The 18,895-nt window shown below is 52.7% G+C and carries 16 protein-coding genes; 4 read left to right on the top strand and 12 right to left on the bottom strand.

Going from position 1 to position 18,895, the window contains the following annotated elements; translation table 11 throughout:
* Window positions 1-66: 66 nt before the first annotated feature.
* The 3 genes from NSU14_RS07190 to NSU14_RS07180 all read right to left on the bottom strand — a co-directional run bounded on the left by NSU14_RS07190 (window position 67) and on the right by NSU14_RS07180 (window position 4,964).
* Window positions 67-1,386, bottom strand: coding sequence for an ABC transporter substrate-binding protein (locus tag NSU14_RS07190; protein WP_042138914.1), 1,320 nt, complete (start codon window positions 1,384-1,386; stop codon window positions 67-69).
* A gap of 655 nt (window positions 1,387-2,041) precedes the next feature.
* Window positions 2,042-3,154 (bottom strand): response regulator, encoded by a 1,113-nt coding sequence (locus tag NSU14_RS07185; protein WP_042138915.1) that lies wholly within the window; start codon window positions 3,152-3,154, stop codon window positions 2,042-2,044.
* Complete coding sequence (locus NSU14_RS07180; RefSeq protein WP_231575187.1) at window positions 3,132-4,964, bottom strand: sensor histidine kinase; 1,833 nt, start codon at window positions 4,962-4,964, stop codon at window positions 3,132-3,134. The genes NSU14_RS07185 and NSU14_RS07180 overlap by 23 nt, the downstream gene beginning before the upstream one ends.
* A gap of 192 nt (window positions 4,965-5,156) precedes the next feature.
* On the opposite strand from NSU14_RS07180, the gene NSU14_RS07175 reads away from it, so the two are divergent.
* Both NSU14_RS07175 and NSU14_RS07170 read left to right on the top strand, forming a co-directional pair.
* Window positions 5,157-6,143, top strand: coding sequence for a LacI family DNA-binding transcriptional regulator (locus tag NSU14_RS07175; protein WP_076244599.1), 987 nt, complete (start codon window positions 5,157-5,159; stop codon window positions 6,141-6,143).
* A gap of 104 nt (window positions 6,144-6,247) precedes the next feature.
* The gene (locus NSU14_RS07170) at window positions 6,248-8,542 is read left to right on the top strand and encodes an alpha-galactosidase (RefSeq protein WP_340943798.1); all 2,295 of its coding nucleotides are present in this window, start codon (window positions 6,248-6,250) and stop codon (window positions 8,540-8,542) included.
* Window positions 8,543-8,799: 257 nt separating this feature from the next.
* Here the strand turns inward: NSU14_RS07170 and NSU14_RS07165 are convergent, their stop codons facing one another.
* A complete protein-coding gene (locus NSU14_RS07165) occupies window positions 8,800-8,931 on the bottom strand; it encodes a hypothetical protein (protein ID WP_336100011.1) in 132 nt (43 codons plus the stop codon).
* A 263-nt stretch (window positions 8,932-9,194) separates the two neighbouring features.
* On the opposite strand from NSU14_RS07165, the gene NSU14_RS07160 reads away from it, so the two are divergent.
* Together NSU14_RS07160 and NSU14_RS07155 are read left to right on the top strand one after the other, a co-directional pair.
* A complete protein-coding gene (locus tag NSU14_RS07160) occupies window positions 9,195-9,812 on the top strand; it encodes a TetR/AcrR family transcriptional regulator (RefSeq protein ID WP_336100009.1) in 618 nt (205 codons plus the stop codon).
* Between the two features lie 35 nt (window positions 9,813-9,847).
* Entirely contained in the window at window positions 9,848-12,301 is a 2,454-nt protein-coding gene (locus tag NSU14_RS07155; RefSeq protein ID WP_340943795.1) for an MMPL family transporter, read from the top strand.
* A gap of 242 nt (window positions 12,302-12,543) precedes the next feature.
* Here the strand turns inward: NSU14_RS07155 and NSU14_RS07150 are convergent, their stop codons facing one another.
* The 8 genes from NSU14_RS07150 to NSU14_RS07115 form a co-directional block, all read right to left on the bottom strand.
* A complete protein-coding gene (locus NSU14_RS07150; RefSeq protein WP_336100004.1) occupies window positions 12,544-12,687 on the bottom strand; it encodes a hypothetical protein in 144 nt (47 codons plus the stop codon).
* A gap of 412 nt (window positions 12,688-13,099) precedes the next feature.
* Window positions 13,100-14,554 (bottom strand): cardiolipin synthase, encoded by a 1,455-nt coding sequence (cls, locus tag NSU14_RS07145; protein WP_340943792.1) that lies wholly within the window; start codon window positions 14,552-14,554, stop codon window positions 13,100-13,102.
* Window positions 14,536-15,135, bottom strand: coding sequence for a TetR family transcriptional regulator (locus NSU14_RS07140; protein ID WP_336100002.1), 600 nt, complete (start codon window positions 15,133-15,135; stop codon window positions 14,536-14,538). The genes cls and NSU14_RS07140 overlap by 19 nt, the downstream gene beginning before the upstream one ends.
* Window positions 15,136-15,416: 281 nt before the next feature.
* Window positions 15,417-15,791, bottom strand: coding sequence for a hypothetical protein (locus tag NSU14_RS07135; RefSeq protein WP_042138925.1), 375 nt, complete (start codon window positions 15,789-15,791; stop codon window positions 15,417-15,419).
* A 73-nt stretch (window positions 15,792-15,864) separates the two neighbouring features.
* Complete coding sequence (locus tag NSU14_RS07130) at window positions 15,865-16,791, bottom strand: phosphotransferase family protein (RefSeq protein WP_336100000.1); 927 nt, start codon at window positions 16,789-16,791, stop codon at window positions 15,865-15,867.
* A 39-nt stretch (window positions 16,792-16,830) separates the two neighbouring features.
* Window positions 16,831-17,547: a CD3324 family protein gene (locus NSU14_RS07125; RefSeq protein ID WP_336099999.1), complete on the bottom strand. Its 717-nt coding sequence runs from the start codon at window positions 17,545-17,547 to the stop codon at window positions 16,831-16,833.
* Window positions 17,548-17,570: 23 nt separating this feature from the next.
* The gene (locus NSU14_RS07120; protein WP_336099998.1) at window positions 17,571-18,275 is read right to left on the bottom strand and encodes a hypothetical protein; all 705 of its coding nucleotides are present in this window, start codon (window positions 18,273-18,275) and stop codon (window positions 17,571-17,573) included.
* A 194-nt stretch (window positions 18,276-18,469) separates the two neighbouring features.
* A complete protein-coding gene (locus tag NSU14_RS07115; RefSeq protein WP_340943784.1) occupies window positions 18,470-18,841 on the bottom strand; it encodes a winged helix-turn-helix transcriptional regulator in 372 nt (123 codons plus the stop codon).
* Window positions 18,842-18,895 lie beyond the last annotated feature (54 nt).

Below are 18,895 nucleotides of genomic sequence, written 5' to 3'. Positions count from 1 at the left end.
CTTCTCCTCCTTGCATCATTACAGCCGGGCCCCGGGGCGAAGGCCACAGAGTCCGGCTGCTACCCTCTATTTATTTTCCTTATCCAGCGTACGGTTCAAATTCTCTACGAACTGATCTGTAGTGAATCCGTCTACCAGCATGTTCTGTGCGTTGTCATTAATCGCATTCTGAATTTGTGTATTGCTCAGCAGCTTCGCGTATTCCTTGGCATTAGGCAGCAGTTCATTGGCAACCCGCTGCATCATGACAGGCACGTCTGAAGCGATTGGCTTGTCGGTTTTTGGTGAAATAATCGGGCTGCCCAGCTGTGTGTATTTATATTCGGCTGATTTCGCTGCCAGGAATGCTGCTACCTTGACAGCCGTTTCTTTGTTGGCACTAGCCGGAGATACGGCATAGCCCTGCGGTGAGCCTGCACCATCAATATAATATTTGGACGCTTCATAGGTCGCTTCGTCCTTGGCCGGCCAGTACATCCAGTCCACCTGGTCGCCCAGCTTCTCCGCTGCGCTGTAGATTTCCCATTGGCCGTTCACGAACATCGCGGACTTGGCTTGATAGAACTGCGAGGAAGCCTGATCATAGTTCGTGTTCGTGGCGTTGGCGTCGAAGAGCTTGGCCTGCTGAAGCTGTTCAAGCTGCTCCGCTGCGGTAACGAACGGCTGCGACAGCTCTGTCATTCCCTGTTCACCCAGTGCACCGAAGCCCTGAGACTCTTCACGGGTCACGAGTCCGTTATAGAAGGCGGCGCTGATCCACTTTTCCTTGGCGAAAATCGACATGGGCACATACCCTGCTGCGTTCAATTTCGCGGCGGCAGCTGCCAGCTCATCAATCGTCTTGATCGGTGTGGCGATACCAACCTCATCGAAGATGGTTTTGTTATAATAGATCAGCTGGAACTCGATGCCGGTATCGGGATAGGCATAAACATGGCCGTCCGGTGCGACAAGGCGCGATTCTACACCCGGATTAAGATTTTTCTTGTACTCCGCAGTAGTCTCATAGTCATCCAGAAGCTCTACATTTTTCGATTTGGCAAAGGTCTGCAGGGTGGCCCAGTCTGTGAAGTAAATATCCGGCATGTTCCCTGTAGCAGCGTAAGTTTTAAGCTTCTGATAGCCATCCTGCACCGCAGGATCAAGCTCAATCTCAACCTCAGGCATTTCCTTCTTCAGCTCTTCCACCGCATAGTCGAAAGGGCCTTTGGTATCATCGTCAAAATGCTGGGCGTATACCTTAATTTTGACTGTACCTCCCTCTGCGGCTGTGTCCGCAGCAGGCGTGTTGTCCGAAGCTGTATTTCCGCCGCCACAGGCAGACAGCAGTAAAGCCATGGAAAGCGTTATCATTAGTGCGCTTAAACGTTTGTGCTGGACTTTCATAATGTGAATCCCCCTCATGCGAGTATGTTGTCCTAAGACTCTGATCTGCTTGCTACTTTCACATTATATCTTCCCGGCAACGCTTATCTTAAGGCATAAAACGGGCCTTACCCGTAAAAAACGGGACAAAAGCAGCAGAGGCTTGGCCCTCTTCTATAAGGACGGCGCTGTTTCTGCGAGCGGGTGCTTGGTCTGCGGGACTGGCGGGACTGGCGGGAACCTTGGCAGGACTTTGGCGGAGCCCTGGTGAAATTTTGTATAAGCTGGCTGCCAATGGAGCGGACTCAGATTCCGTTAATGGGCCAATCACACCCCATTTCGGGCTCATATGAACAAGATAACGGAATCTCAGTCCGCTTCACTCGGCTTACGACCTATCCCGAACGGCATGCGCATCTTATCCACATTAGAGTAAGATCACAACTCCCCTTCATGCGGAAACGGCTACACCATCCTCCAAGGGGCGGTATCCATTCAGCGTGAAACATATGAATACTGACACGCCAATTACAAAATAACCCCACAACAAATTAATTCTTATATTTGAGAAAAAGCGGTCCCCTGCCGGGAACCGCCTCTGCCGCCCAGCCGGGGCATCCGGCTTAAACGGATAAGAAATTTCGGCCGCCATGGTTTCACAGCTTCCGGTGCACGATTACTTTTTGACCAGCTGCTCGTATTCCGTGGGTGTCACGCCGAAGCGCTTTTTGAAGCTTTTGCTGAAATAATTCGGATCTGCGTATCCGACACTCTCCGAAATATCCGCCAGCTTGCGGTTGCCTTCCAGCAGCAGTATCCGGGCTTTTTTCATCCGGATATGGGTAATATGGTCAACAATCGAATAGCCGGATTCCTTGCGGAAGACACGGCGCAGATAGCTGGAATCCACGTATACACCGCGCGCCACCTGTTCGGCTGACAGATTCTCATCCGCGTAATGCTGTTCAATATAGCTGATCGCTGCGGCAAACAGACTCGACGCCTTGGTCGGCTTCACATCCTCCGTCAGTTGAATCACTCGGCGGTACAGGCCAATCAGCCATTCCTCGGCCTTATCCCAGGAGCCGCATTCCTTCAGCCTGTCATAAGGTGCCTTCTCCTCATCGTTGTTCCATACCCGGTGAAAAGGAAACCCCCGTTCACCCGCGAAGGTTAACACCAGGGACAGAAGCCCCATCATCATCGCATCGGGATATTCGTCTCCCCACTTGCTGCCGCGGAGCTGGCGGATGGCCTTGCGCACCTCCTCCAGGATATCCGCGTCTTTCATCCGCAGTCCCAGCACAATGGTATCACGGATGGAGCTGAGATCTGCCGCCTCTTGTCCCGTCTGGCCTGCCGCCGTTCCGCCTCCTTCAGCCGCCTGCTGCTCAGCCTCCCGCTCACGGGACAGCCCGGGCAGCTTCGTCCGGACACGGGTCAGCATCTCCAGCATTTCCTCTTCGTTGAACGGCTTCAGCAGATAATCCTGCACGCCCGTACGCACCGCCTTCTGCAAATATTCAAATTCGTTATGTCCTGAAACAAATACAATGACAATCCGCTCGAAGCGGTCCTTCAGCTTGCCCGCCAGCTCAATGCCGTCCATAAACGGCATATTAATATCGACCAGTGCCAGATGGGGCTGATGCTTCTCCGCTTCAAGCAGCGCTTCCTGGCCGTCCCTGGCTTCACAGCATACGCGGAACCCGTGCCGCTGCCAGTCCATCTTAAGCCGCAGATAATCGCGGAACAGCGGCTCATCATCAACAATCATCACCTTGTACATCCTGCTCATCCCTCTTTTCATTTGCAAGCATTGGCAGTGACAGCTCTACTACAGTACCTTCACCGGCAGTGCTTCGGACCGTTAAGCCATATTCCTCGCCGAAATACAGGCTTAGCCGCTGGCGGACACTATACGTGCCGATCGACCGGGCCTCGTCCTCCTGCGAACTTCCGGACATGATGGCTGCGGTTCGTTCCCCGTCCATGCCTACCCCGTTATCCGTTACTTGAACAATGACCTTGCCTGCTATAATGCCGGCCTGGATGCGGATGAAGCCCTTGCTCCCTTTTTTCTTCAAGCCATGATATATCGCATTCTCCACAAGCGGCTGCAGCGACAGCTTCGGAATTGGTGTACCGGACAGCTCAGGCGGAATATCGATCTCGTAGCGGAACACATCAGGGTAACGGATCTGCATAATCGCCAGATAATCATCCGTAATCCGCGCCTCCTTTTCCAGAATGATAAGCTCCCTGCCCTTGTTAAGCACCATCCGGTAGAAATCTGCCAGCGCCTTGGTCGTATCCCGTGCTTCCTCATTGCGGTCAAGCTCGTTCAGGACATAAATGGTATCCAGTGTGTTATACAGAAAATGCGGTTTGATCTGCGCGCTGATCAGGGCGAGCTCATACTCCCGCTTGCGGTTCTGTTCCTCAGTCACCTCGTCCAGAAGCTCTCCTACCCGGCCGACCATGAAATTGAACGCCTCGGCAATCGTACCGATCTCATCCTCCGTTCTCGCTGCCGCAACAGGCCGGAGATCACCGCTCACCACCTGGCGCATCGCCCGTGTCAGCCTCTCCAGGGGACTTGCCACCATCCGTGACAGAATGTTGGCCCCGAACAGGGAGAAGACCAGGCACAAGGCTCCGACCAGCGCTGTCAGTCTGACATTCTGCCGTACATCAGCTGTCAGCAGCTTCAGCGAGACGACATTGATCAGCTCCCAGTCCATCCGGCCGTAATGGCTGACCGTGACCAGATTGCCGTTGTCCTTGTACGAGAAGCTTGCCGCGTCCGGCAGACGGCCGTCCTCCCCGATTTCGGCTGCTATCCCCGGCTCCACCGGCTGCAGCAGACTGCTCTTGTCCGCCGCTGCCACAACCCGCTTTTGTCCATCTATGAAATAATAGGCCTTCGGTGCAGCCGGATCGCTGGACTGCAGGAATGCCGACAGCTGTTCCTCTTTTATCATCAGAAACAGGGTGCCCAAGGGCTCGCCGCTGTCAATATTGATGACCATCTTCCCCAGGGTGAGCACTGCTGCAGCCGGATCAGGCGTCAGATAGCTCCGCTTGTCCATATCGAACCAATGCGAGATACCGTAGCTGTCCGCTCCCTTAACCCGCTCCAGCATGCCGCTTGACGCGATGCCTCCCTCATCCCCTCCGGAAGTATAAGAAGGATATACCGTCCCGTCCGTGCCGACGAATACGGCTGCATCCACCTCCCGGAAGATTGACAGGTCTGTGGATAGACGGCTCTGCATCAGATTGGCAAAACGCACCCTCTCCAGCGGCAGGGCCTGATCGCCCGGATAAGACTCGTAGAGGCGGTTGATGTTGGTAACCATAATATTGGCCGCAGTCTCTGCGCTGCGGAGGATATAGTCCGTCCGGGAGAGAATCAGCTGGGATTCATCGGCCACATTGCGTGTAGTCCGGTCAATCAGAGAGCGGCTGAATAAATGGCTGGACAGTACGCCCAGAATAAGCAGAGACAGGATAAGCAGCGGCAGAAATATGGCAATTACCTTGCTTTTGAAGCGCAGCCGGCCAAACCATTTCCTGATGAATGCGGTATATTTCAAGCTTGTTCTCCTCCGCCCTCGAATGAATATTCAACATGGTAACATAATCACCACAGGTTTAGAAGCTGTAAGATTCAGCTAAATATCCGGGTTGTAAGCGCCTCTAAAAAGCCACTTGAAAGAAAAGGACGCAGGTGGTAGGATAAAAGCGAAGTTTTAGTAAATATATTAACTAAAAAGGCGTGAAGCAGCTTGGCAACGATTAAAGACATCGCCCGTGAGGCCGGCGTATCCGCCGCCACCGTATCGAGAGTGCTAAATAATGACCTGTCCCTGGCTGTCAGTGACGATACGCGGAGCCGGGTATTCGCGGTTGCAGAGCAGCTTGGCTACAAGCCCTCCCGGTTAAGGCAGCTGAAGCGGGAGACCGAGCTGAGCAGCAAGGCCATTACGCTTCTGCTCTGGTGCTCGGCGGAAGAAGAACGGGAAGATCCGTATTACGGCTCAATCCGCCGCGGGGTTGAGCTGCGCTGCGAGGAGCTCGGGATTGTGCTCGGCCAGACGCTGCGCGGACGTAACCCGCTGCCCCCGCTCCGGGCCGATGATGGACTTATCGTCGTAGGCGGCTTCGACCCCAAGGAATTCGAGAGGCTGCATGCCGACAAAAGCACGACCGTGCTGGTTGACCAGTACGAGGAACGCCTGGAGTACGACTCCGTGCGGACGCATTTCCGTCAGGCTGTCGGTCAGGCGCTTACTCATCTGCTCGACCTTGGCCACCGGGATATTGCCTTCATCGGCGGCGGCGGTGAAGGCGAGCGCCGGGCGCATCACTTCAGCCGTATAATGCAGAGCCAGGGCTGTTACGATCCGGGGCTGGTCCGCAAGGGCAGCTGGAGCAGTGCTGACGGTTACCGGATGATGGACGAGCTGCTAGCCGGTGGCAAGCGGCCGACAGCCTGCTTCGCAGCCAGTGATCCGCTGGCGGTCGGCGCCCTCCGCGCCCTGCACGACCACGGCGTGCAGGTGCCTGCAGAGATGGCCATTGTCGGCTTCGATGACATCGAGATGGCCGCCTACGTCCAGCCTCCGCTGACAACGGTGCGCGCCTATCCCGAGCAGATGGGCAAAGCGGCCGTCCAGCTGCTCGCCGAGCGGTTCGAAGGACGCGAAGTGCCGTCGCATACGATTATCGGCACGAAGCTGATCGTCAGGGAGACCAGCGGCGGAAGCGCCTGACTAAATTCGCAGGCTGAATCTATGTAAGCAGAAACTATATATTGCAGCTGCATTAACGGACCGGATCACCGGCCGCATTACATCCGACAAGGAGAGTTATGAATATGAACATTATCGCAGATGAAACGTCAGGCCTGTTCCACCTTCAGTCCAAAGATACCAGCTATATTATCCAACTGGTGGACGGCTATCCTGCCCATGTATACTGGGGTGCACGGCTCCGCCATGACAACAGCCTGACCGGGGCGCTTGAGCTGCGCGAGCGCGCATCCTTCTCTCCAACCCCGCTGCTGCAGAAGCCTACCCTCTCTCTGGATGCTCTGCCCCAGGAATATCCGCAGTATGGAACAAGTGATTTCCGTCGGCCTGCCTATCAGGTTCAGCTGGCTGACGGCACGCGGATCTCTGAACTCCAATATGCCGGCTACACAATCACAGCGGGCAAGCCGGCCCTTGAAGGACTGCCTTCGGTCTATGTAGAGAATGAAGCGGAAGCCCAGACACTGGAGCTTACACTGAAGGATGATTACGCGGGTCTGACCGTTAAGCTTATGTATACCGTCTTCGCGGGCCATAGTGCAGTTACCCGTTCTGTCCGCTTTGAGCATAACGGTAAGGCACCGCTGCGGCTGGAACAGGCGCTTAGCACATCCGTTGATTTCGCAGATTCCTCCTACGATACCCTGCACCTGAGCGGTGCATGGGCGAGAGAACGCCATGTTCAGCGCCGTCCGCTTACCCCGGGCGCAGCCTTGTCCCTGGAAAGCCGCCGCGGCTCAAGCAGCCACCAGACCAACCCGTTTCTTGCCCTGCTCCGTCCGGGCGCGGATGAAGACCAGGGTGATGTATTCGGCTTCAATCTGGTCTACAGCGGCAGCTTCGCCGCAACTGCAGAGGTTGAACAGTTCGGACAGACCCGGGTAAGCATCGGAATTAACCCGTTCGACTTTTCCTGGCTGCTGGAACCGGGCCAATCGTTCCAGACCCCGGAGGCTGTGCTCGTCTATTCCAGTGAAGGACTCGGCGGCATGTCGCGCACCTATCACCGGCTCTACCGGACCCGGCTGTGCCGCGGCGTTCACCGCGACCAGGCCCGTCCGATTCTCGTCAATAACTGGGAAGCGACCTATTTCGATTTCGACGCCGACAAAATCGCTGCGATCGCCAAGGAAGCTGGCCCGCTCGGGATTGAACTGTTCGTCCTTGACGACGGCTGGTTCGGCAAGCGCGACAAAGACAACAGCTCGCTGGGCGACTGGTTCGAAGACCGCCGCAAGCTGCCGGAAGGTCTGGCCGATCTCGCTGGCAGAGTCAACAAGGAAGGTCTGCAGTTTGGTCTCTGGGTTGAGCCGGAGATGGTATCCCCGGACAGCGATTTATACCGTAAGCATCCGGACTGGTGCCTGCACGCCGAAGGACGCCGCCGCACTGAGGCCCGCAACCAGCTCATTCTGGATCTCTCCCGCCCGGAAGTATGCGATTATCTGTACGAGACACTCAGCGCAGTCTTCTCCAGCGCACCCATAACCTATGTCAAATGGGATATGAACCGCAACATGACGGAGATTGCCTCTGCCAACGCCAGCCCTGAGCGGCAAAAAGAAACCGCCCACCGCTATATGCTCGGCCTGTACAACCTGCTGGAGCGCCTGACCTCGCGTTTCCCTGATATCCTGTTCGAGAGCTGCTCCGGCGGCGGCGGCCGGTTCGATCCGGGAATGCTTTTCTACATGCCGCAGACCTGGACCAGTGATGACACCGATGCGATTGAACGCCTGGCAATTCAATATGGTACTAGTATTGTCTATCCGGCCAGCAGCATGGGGGCTCACGTGTCGGCGGTACCGAACCATCAGGTTGACCGCATCACCTCCCTTGCCACCCGCGGGGATGTAGCGATGAGCGGCAACTTCGGCTACGAGATGGATCTTACCAAGTTCACGGAAGCCGAGAAGGATCTGGCTGCCCGGCAGATTGCACAGTACAAGGAGATCCGCACGCTGGTGCAGCAGGGCGATATGTACCGTCTGCAGAGTCCGTTTGAAGGTAACGGCGACACAGCCTGGATGTTCGTCAGCGAAGATAAGACGGAAGCCTTTGTTGCCTACTTCCGGGTGCTGGCTAAGCCCAATGCACCAATCTCGCGTCTTACGCTCAAGGGGCTCGATCCTGAGCTGGATTATGTGATTGAGACTGGCGCAGCCGGTGTTACCACAAACGGCCACGGCGGCGGGGAAGCTTCTGCATCTGTTGATGGGCAGAGCTCCACTCCGTTCCAGACGGCCTTTGACGGCACCCCTCTCGGCGGCGACCGCCTGATGCGTATCGGCCTGGTCGTTTCCGATCTGCGCGGCGATTACGCGAGCTGCACCTATCGCCTGAGAGCAGTACAGCGTTAATCCTTAACTATTGAGAAGGCTTCAGTCTCCCCGGGGACTGGAGCCTTTTTGTTATATGGATCGGCGAGGCTATATAGATAAAGAATGGCTATTCATTTAGTGAAAAGTTGGCTTCAGCTGAGTTTGCGATTGCGGTTGTGGTTGCTGCTTGCTGCTGAGACTGTTGTTACTGCTGCGTTTGATGTTGCGGTTGTTGCTATTGCTGCTTGCTGTTGATGCTGCTGTTGATGCTGCTGCTGTTACGGTAAATTCCCGGTTTAAGCGGCTGCTTTTAAAAATCCTGCACCAAATACAACATTTTCCTCGATATCTCGGCCATAATCTGAAATTGTTGTACAAATTGCAATATTTCTGCCCTTCCAGGCGGCTAAGCCGGATAATTCCTGCATTTAGTACAACAATCTGCCTGAACAGCCGGATATATGCGGATCAATGTTGTAATATGTACAACATTTCTCATTTTCCAAGCCAGCAAGGTTCCTCCGGCAACCAACCACCAGCTACGGAAACTGAATTATTCAGTTAAATTTTAAATATTCACGTTTCAGACACTAATTGCACATTGTGCAATCTTGCTCTTTGAGCAATAATATAGACTGTAGATTACAATTCAGCATTCATCCTATACATAAGAAAGGAGGAAGCATACAACTTGAATCCCAAACTGACACTGCGGGACCAAAAAAAAGAAGCAACCGCCTACGCTTTGGCCGTAGCTGCCTTCGAGCTTGCGCTGGAGCAAGGCATGGACGGCTTCATCGTCGATGACATTGTCCAGAAGGCCGGTTATTCGCGGCGGACCTTTGCCAACTATTTCTCATGCAAGGAGGAAGCGGTGGCGGCGTATTTCATCAGCAGCGCTGCAAATGAAGATAAGAATATGCTGCTTGCTGTTCTGCCTCAGGATGCTACACCGCTGGAAGCTTTGTATAACCTGCTCAAGCTGCAGTTCACATCAGAGTTTCTGCATAAATTGCGGCAGTTCGTATCGCTCGCGAATCAGTATCCGTCGCTGGAGCCATATATCCTCAGCGTATTCCGCCGCCTTCAGATTGCCGCCCAGGAAGTACTCGAACAGTTCTCCCATGGACGCTATGACGATGGATATACCCACCTTCTCGCCGGTGCCGTCTACGGGGCATTTATCCCTATACTGGACGGACGCCTCAACGTCATGCTGCCGGGCGAAACACAGGATGAACCCTCCAGTGCCATGCCGTTTGATCAATATTTGAATTCCATGTTTGCTTACTTACGCAACGGCTTCTAATAATAAATTCAGAGATAAAGAGGAGAAACCAATACATGTCAACATTTCTGTACCGCTTAGGGAAGTCGGCTTATTCCAAGCCCTGGTATTTCATCGCGGCGTGGATCGTCGTGCTCGGTGTTATAGGCGCCCTGCTGGGTGTCAATGGCATCCAGTCCAGCTCCGAAATGAAAATTGAAGGCACCGAATCGCAAAAAGTGCTGGATAAGCTGACCCAGGAGCTTCCTGCTGCTGCCGGCGGCCAGGCGAGCGTCGCCTTCACCGCACCAGACGGGGAACGTCTGGATACGCCGGAGCGTGTAGCGCTGCTCCAGAAAGCTATCAATGACGTCTACAATATGGAATACGTCATCAATCCTATGGAACTGGCAGCACAGGCTGCCGCTGCAGCTCAAGCCGCCGGCGCTGATCCTTCCGCTGCTGCCGGTCAAGCCGCCGCTGCCGATCCTTCCGCTGCTGCCGGCCAAGCCGCCGCTGCTGATCCTTCCGCTGCTGCTGGCCAAGCCGCCGCTGCTGATCCTTCCGCTGCCGCCGGCCAAGCCGCCGCTGCCGATCCTTCCGCTGCTGCCGCGGGCCAAGCTGCCGCCGCACAGTCAGCTCCTTACGGTCCGCTAATGGTTGACGGCGCTCCGGTTCCCGGCGTTATGCTGTCTGCCGACGGCAATATTGCCCTATTCCAGTTCCAGTTCACGGTTCAGCAGACATCCCTTCCATCGGATGTACCTGATAATATCATTGATACCGTGACTGAAGTTGAGCAGGCAGGCTCCGGCATCACTGCGATTCCGAGTGATTCCCTGAAGAGCATCCCGGCCATCGGCTCAACCGAAGCAGTCGGTGTTGTCGTCGCTGCGGTCGTACTGTTCATGACGCTAGGCTCGGTCGTTGCTGCCGGTCTGCCGCTGATCACTGCACTCCTCGGCGTCGGAATCAGTGTCGGAGGTGCGTTTGCCCTCGGCAGTCTGATCCAAATGAATGACATTACACCGGTTCTCGCCGTGATGATCGGTCTGGCTGTAGGTATCGACTACTCCTTGTTCATTGTTAACCGCCAGCGCCGTCTGATTCTCGATGAGAAGTTAAGTGCCGACGAATCCGCCAGCCGGGCACTGGGCACCGCCGGCAGCGCCGTATTCTTCGCCGGTCTGACTGTTATCATCGCCCTGTGCGGCATGCTCGTTATCGGCATCGGCTTCCTGTCGACCATGGCACTTGTAGCTGCAGCCAGCGTTCTGATCAACGTCCTGCTGGCGCTGACCCTGCTGCCTGCACTGCTCGGACTGGTCGGTGAGAAGATCGTCACCGCCAAGGCCCGGACGAAGAATACCGCTGCCGCTAAAAAAGCACAGCACGGCTTCTCGCACCGCTGGGCAAATGCCACGGTGAAATACCGCTGGGTGATCATTATTCTCGTTATACTTGTTCTTGGAACAGCAGCGATTCCGGTAACCAAAATGGAGCTGGGCATTCCTTCGGGCGCCTCGGCAAACCTGGATACTCCGGCCCGCCAGAGCTATGATGTTATTTCCAAGGGATTCGGCGAGGGCTTCAACGGACCGCTGCTGCTGGTAGCAGAGCCGAAGAACCCGTCCGACAAAATTTCGATGGAGCTGCTGGGCAAGCTGACTCAAGAGCTGCAAATGCATGATAACGTTACACAGGTATCTCCGATGGGCGTGAATGCCACCGGCGATATTGCCATCATCAGCCTGATCCCGAAAACGGGTCCGACAGATACATCTACAAGAGATCTCGTGCAGGAACTGCGCGATCCGTCTTCCAGTCTAACCTTAGGGAATAATATTAATCTTGGTGTGACCGGCTTCACCGCCATCAATATTGATATGTCCTCCAAGCTGTCTGATGCCTTCCCTGTCTACATCGGCATCATTGTTATTCTCTCGCTGATCATCCTGCTGCTGGTCTTCCGGTCGATTATCGTACCAATCAAGGCAACCATCGGTTTTGTTCTCAGTATCCTTGCCACCTTCGGTGTGACCACCGCTGTCTATCAGTGGGGATGGCTGCATTCCCTGTTCGGCTTCGATACAGGAGGACCGCTGCTCAGCTTCATGCCGATTCTGGTCACCGGCATTCTGTACGGTCTGGCTATGGATTATCAGGTGTTCCTGGTCAGCTCCATGCGTGAAGCTTATGTCCACGGCCGCCGCGGCAATGACAGTGTCGTTCACGGCTATGATCTCGCCAGCCGCGTTGTGCTTGCCGCAGGCGTAATCATGGTTTCCGTCTTCTTCGGCTTCATCTTCGCCCCTGATGCGATGATTAAGCAGATCGGCTTCGCACTTGCCTTCGGCATCCTGATCGATGCCTTCATCATCCGCATGACGCTCGTTCCGGCCGTCATGGCCGTCTTCGGCGACAAAGCCTGGTGGCTGCCGAAATGGCTGGACCGCCTGCTGCCGAATCTCGATGTTGAAGGCGATAAGCTAATCGCCAAGCTGAATGCCGAGAGCGGACAGAAGCACTAGAACAACCCCACAAAACGGAGCCTTAGCTTCGATAATTACTCAGTTAATTTGCGGGGACCCCAGCATATTTTAATTCATCTAAAATAATGGACGGCATCTCCGCCGTCCGCCCCCAAACAAAAGAGGGCCTGCAGACATTGTCCGCAGGCCCTCTTTTCTATACAACAGCTCTTCTCAAGCTACAATGAAAATCACATACTTCCCAGCTGCCAGCGCCTTATCGTAAAAACCCAGAAGAAGACCTACAATTCACCCTTTAATTCCTGTCTCAGCGTTTCCGTTCCGTAACCCGGCTCCAGCGTATCCATCAGCGCTGCTCCATCCATCGCCATCATGCTCTCCAAGGTATCCTCATCTACCATTACATATTGACCAAGCATCCCCATCTGCTTCTCCTCCTAAGTTTCCTGCACGGTATATCACTAATATCACTATTACACTAGTACAACATCAGAACTATAGAAGTGAGTTCAGTAAATAATGCAGCAATTGACGGATTCAGTTCCAAGTGGGAATTCGGTAATAGTTGTATACTGTACAATTAAAAACAGTGAAAAGGCAGGCTTGAGTCTTATAACTGTAGTCTGTACAACTAAATTTGTCCGAATGAGTGAGAACCAGGGCATAATCGTAGTTTAATTGTACGAAATACAACTAAACGGAGAATCGGTTGAAAAACATAACTTTTAGTTGTACAAAGTGCAATTAAGCATACTGCGTATACCGTAATCGGGTCACTGCAAACCCTCAGTTAGCGATTTATCAATGTGGTATTCAATAGTATCCTTACACCGTCTTCTATAGAATAGGCGACAGCAACCGCGAGATTCCCTCCTTCAGCTTAATCATAAGCGAACGCTCCTTGTACCGCTCGGGCGTAAGCCCAGAGCTTAACAGGCTGTCCTGCAGAAACAGGTCCTCAAGCTGTGCGGCGACCTGCCTGTCATACACAATGGCATTGACTTCGAAGTTCAACCGGAAGCTGCGGGAGTCGATATTCATCGTCCCTACGGAGGCGACCTCCCCGTCTGCCACAATGGTCTTGGCGTGCAGGAAGCCGTTCTCATAGAGCAGGATTTTGGCTCCATAATTGAGTAAATCTCCGGCATACGCCCAGGTAGCCCAATACACGAACGGGTGGTCAGGTTTGTTCGGGATCATGATGCGCAGATCTACCCCTGAGAGCAGGGCGATTTTGCAGGCATCCATGAAGCTGGTGTCCGGAATGAAGTAGGGCGTCTGGATATATACACTTTTTCTGGCCGATAAAATGAGCTTGATGTACATATTCTTCAGATGCTCAGTCTCCGAATTGGGACCGCTGGTGATGATCTGAACCGGGCTTGTCCCCGTATGTCCCCCTGTGAAAAAGGAGAATTCCTCGTAATCCCCGCGCTTATGCTTCCCGGCCTGATGCCAGTCCAGAATAAATCTGCCTTGAATATGATTGACAGCATTCCCTGTGATCCTGAGGTGGGTGTCGCGCCAATAGCCGAATTTCTTATCCAGCCCGAGGTATTCATCTCCGACATTGAACCCGCCGATATAGGCGGTCATGCCATCAATTATGCACAGCTTGCGGTGATTCCGGTTGTTGATCCGGAAGTTCAGCGGTCTGAGCAGAGACGGGAAGAACACCTCCACCTCTCCTCCTGCTGCACGTAATTCTTTGAAGAACCCGGGGGCAATCCGTTTGGAGCCGACTTCATCGTAGAGCAGCCGCACCTTCACGCCTTCCTCTGCTTTGCGGGTTAATGCATCCCTCAGCTTCTTCCCCAGCGTGTCCGGCTGAATGATGTAATACTGAATATTGATCTCTGTCCGGGCAGACCGGATATCCTCGAATAATGCGTCGAATTTCTGGTGTCCGTCACTGTAGATAACGATGTCATTATCACTGGATAAAAGACCATGCGACGATCTGATATTCATCGTGATGAGCTCTGTGTATTTCTGCAGCCAGGGAGATATCTCCTGGACTTCGTCATGCAGCGAAGCCAGCTGCCGGTCTGTCTCAGCCTGGACAAATTCCTGCTCTTCAATGAACAAATGATAGAAATTCTTCTTCTTCAGATTCCGCCCGAAAAAGATATACAAAACGAACCCCAGGATAGGAATGAAGAACAGAACCATCAGCCAGGCCCAGGTGTAACCCGCCTCTCTCCGCTCAATGAACAGGAACCCCAGCGCCAGCAGAATATTTATGAATGTGATGCTTGAAATAATAAGTGTCGTTATACTTGCGAATTCCATGCCCTGTCCCCCTCTCGTGCGTAAGCCTCAAACCCTCCCGTGACTAATACTGCCACCTTACGGGCGACTTCCTCTTTGTCCATGCGGATCTCCCCGGCCACCCATTGAACAGCTCCTTCATGGATAGCCTGGGCAGCAAAAGAAGCCATTATTTTCCGCTCATCTTCCGTATAGAGCCTATCCAGACCGTCCAGCAAATAAGCCTTGAGCGCAGTTAGCATCTTATCTCTGAGCTGCGGTACGACGAATGCTACATAGCTGCTGCGGCAGTTCATCTCCGGCTGGTCATAGAAATCGCACACGGCCAGAACAAGCTGCCCGATGCTGTCCGGATCAACCTTCACTTGCCCTGCAGTGTATTGTCTGATAGCTGCCGATGCGGAGTCCCCCATCATATAGTCCAGTAATTCGTATTTGTCATTAAAATGTGCATAAAAGGTAGCCCGGTTCACTTTAGCCCGTTGGGTGATATCGGCAATCGTGATTTTCTCGAAATCCTTCACGGACACCAGCTCGATAAAAGCACCCGCCAAAGACTCCTTCGTATGCGTCACCCGTACATTCATTACTTTATTCGCCATAGCATCCTCCCGCCCGACAATAGGTACGTCTTGTTGCTATAGCAACATCTGCACCTGTTTTGTTGATTGTTGCGCTGCCTGATCAGCGGTATATTCTGATTAAAGCAACACGCGTTAATTTAATATATCACAACGAGGGAGAGTTTAAACCATAGAACTATTGTTATCGTCGGTGCAGGGCCCGGATTAGGTCTGTCGTTAGCCAAAAAATTCGGGGAGAACGGATTCAGGGTAGCCGTAACAGAAATAAGCGGTAAGACATCCCTTGACAGGGTAATATCTTATCGCTTTTTTCTAATAATTATATTCAGACAACTAAGTATAATAATAGCTATATTTGCTATCAGCACGCCAGTATAAGCATCCGATAAACGGGTCCGGTGTACCCATAGCTTAACAATTTCACCCGACACCCCCATTTTCATTAAATAGGGTTCCAATCCCTTTGTAGTAAGCTTATCACCGTAGACCAGCGGTATATCAATAATATCGTTGGTTCCTATTTCGGGAGTGAATTCAGCCCATAATTGTTTGGCCCATCTGTCATATTTATAGCTGAATACTTCGTCTGATTCACGGTATTCCCACCTGTAATTCCACGCAACAACTAATATCCCCAGTGTAAGGATGCTGATTAATAGAATTTTAAATTTCAATAGGCCGCCTGCTTTCAGGACAATAAGTCTATCCGTTGGATAGGCTTATGTCCGTTATTATTCACTCACCCGCTCACTCCGGCAGCTGAAGCAGCTCATCACGCAGCTGACGATAAGCATCATCCCAGCCCATTTTGGCATAAAAGCGGAGCGCATCCAGCCCTTTGAAATACCGCGCACCGGTCAGCCGTTCATGAAAGTCCGGGATGATGATCCCCTCCCTGTTCTGGTAATCCTGATAAGCCTGAACCACATCAAGCTCTCCCAAGGTCCCATTCAGCGTAGCGAGATCGATCAGAAAATCCCCATAGGCAAAATTGCCGTCGATGATTCCGGTGATCTGCCGGCCATCCGACAGGATGTTCCAGGGCTGAAAATCCCCGTGGATAAAATAGCGGTGCGGCTCGTTGTATTTGGCATACGCCAGCAGGCGGTGGTAACATTCTTCGAATACATCCTTTTCCAGACAGGTCGACTGAAATAAGCCGTGCCAGCCTTCCCAGAAGGTTCCACTCTGATCCTCGGCGAAGAATGAAGTGATATATTCCCGCCATGACGGGTAAGCGCCGGCTCCGCTGGGCTGTATCCATCCGTAGCCGCTTGTATCGCCCAGCTCGGCGTAATTCATCCGGGTCAGTATTTCGATAAGCTCAGGGAGCTGGCTCTGCTTCTCATGATCAGAACAATCGGTCAGATTGCCGCCACGAATCCGTTCAGAGATGGAATAGCTCAATGTCCCCGATTTACCCTGCCCAAGACATTTGGCAAACGGGATGCCCTGGCTGGTCAGCAGATTCGCAACATAACCTTCTGTATCGTAGGCTCCGTCCATGTCACTCAACTTAATGATGCATCCCCGGCCTTCATATTCAAAGGAGAATACGCTGCTCAGGTTCCCCCCTTCTACGGGCATTACCCCGGCCGGACTTGAACCAAAATGCTGCTTCAATATATCTTCTACCCCGCCAATTTCTAATCTTGCTTTCTCGTATGCAGTCATTGCGGCATCCGTCCTCACATATCTTTTGTGAATTCAACCTCAACCTTCAACATCATTAACGTAATGGAGCACAGTTCCGTAGTATTTCATGAACCGCCGATAATCGTCACTGCCATTCATCCCGATGACCGCCGGATAAGCATTAACCTTACGCTGCTTAAGTGCAGCCAGTATTTCCTGTTGGATAGGGCAATGAAATTTGCCTTCTGTATACTCGATCACCAGCGGAGGGAGTGCTGCTGCATCCTCATCTTGTACATGAGCCGGGTCATTATTGCTGCCCGTAAGCTCATCACGCCCTATAAGCCGCAGCGGAAATTTAACGACTCCGAAGTACAGCTTCTCTTGCTTCTCTTGCTTTCCGGATTCTTCCTGCCCGGTTAAGGCCTTGCGGGTGAGCAGCAAATAACACTGAATCCATTCTTCGATCATTCCGGCATCCATGTACCGTACAGCCGACTCCACAGTCGGAGCATACGTTAAGTGCCGGTCGTTTTTCTTCGAGTAGATGATCTTCTTGACCGTATCCAGGGATAAATAATACTCGTCGGCAATTTCCGCAATCGTCACTCCATGCGCATACTTGTTGCGAATCATCAGATTACGCTTTTGCAGCCGCTCTCTGTATCCGGTCGACTCGCCCCAGGTCTTCTTCTCATCCCCTGCCGGGAAATACAGCAGCCTTCCTGCCGCATATTTCTGGACTTCTTTTAATAGCTCCTCCGGGATCACATCGCCGGCATGCTCATATTTCATACCTTCATTCACCTTCTGCAGGGCTAAAGGGCATAGATGCGTTCCTTCAGCTCACTTATGGATTTGACTATGGACTTGCAGGAGCACTCATCATCGATAGAGGCATGCCAGCGCAAGGTATCGATTCCTCTGTAATACGCCATGCATAAGAACCGTTCCTTGAAATCAGGGATGATGATATTCCTTCTCTTGCAGTATTCAGTGAACAGCTCCGGGATCTTGAAGTAAGGCTCATTCAGATCCATATTAGCGATATCTACCAGACAATCGAAAATCCCGCACTTGCTCCAATCCGGGAAACCAAGCACTGCCCGGCCGTCTGTGATCATATTTTTGAAGTACGCATTATTATAAACCAGGTAGCGCTGGCCTTCGCAATAATGGATTCGGTCCTCCATTTCCTTATAGTACTTCTCGAAAAAGTCACGGTCCAGCACGGTAGTCTCGAACATCTCACGCCAATTGAACCAGTACCCCTCTCTCTTCTCCGAGAATGTCTCGGTCAGGAACTCCCGGCAGGTGGAAAATTCCGTCTCGCCCTCCTCATCCAGCCAGCCGTAGCCTGCTATGCCCGATATATCAGATGAAGAAATCTCCAGCAACTGGTCAAAAAATAACTCATGGCATTCCGCGAACTCCGCCGCACTCAGCTGCTCGGCAACAAACCCCTTCGGTGTCATATTCACCTTGTCAGACAGGAGCGATTTAAGAAAATTATCTTTCCCCATGTTCATCTCACCTTTTCCCATACACTAGAATATACCAGCTGCGCATCTGATAATAGAATCATACACCCTGAAATTCCAGGGAGATAGGCAATGAATTCCTTAAGGTAACTTTGCATAGGCTGCCATACCGGTCACGATCTAATAGAAAAACCGCCATCCCCTTATCAGGTCTGACGGTCCTCCCCTCACACAGCTTAAAACTCTTCCAAGACCTTGGATTTATCACCATAAACCTTGTCCAGGTGATCCTCTCCCCAGTAACATAAAAGGTCCAGCGCGGGCTTTAATCCCCAGCCGTAGGCCGTTAATTCATACTCCACTCTAGGCGGGATTTCTTTAAATATTTTCCGGGCAATAATCTCATCCTTTTCCAGGCCTCTTAGCTGGGTGGTCAGCATTTTTTGTGTAATGCCGGGGATTAGCCGCCGCAGCTCGGATGTTCGTTTGCAGCCTGTCATCAAATGATAGATGATTTGAGGCTTCCATTTCCCGCCCATGACTTCTAATGCCGCTTCTACGCCGACTTTATATTTCTTTGGAGTGCTATTATCACTCTGTTCTGTCATTGCTTATTCCTCCGTCAAAAGGCTGTGTATATACCGGAAATATACTATCGGGTG

The organism is Paenibacillus sp. FSL R10-2771, assembly GCF_038000205.1.
Classification (GTDB): domain Bacteria; phylum Bacillota; class Bacilli; order Paenibacillales; family Paenibacillaceae; genus Paenibacillus_AQ; species Paenibacillus_AQ phytohabitans.
The sequence above is the reverse complement of the archived record's forward strand: the minus strand, read 5'-3'. Positions and strand labels throughout refer to the sequence as shown.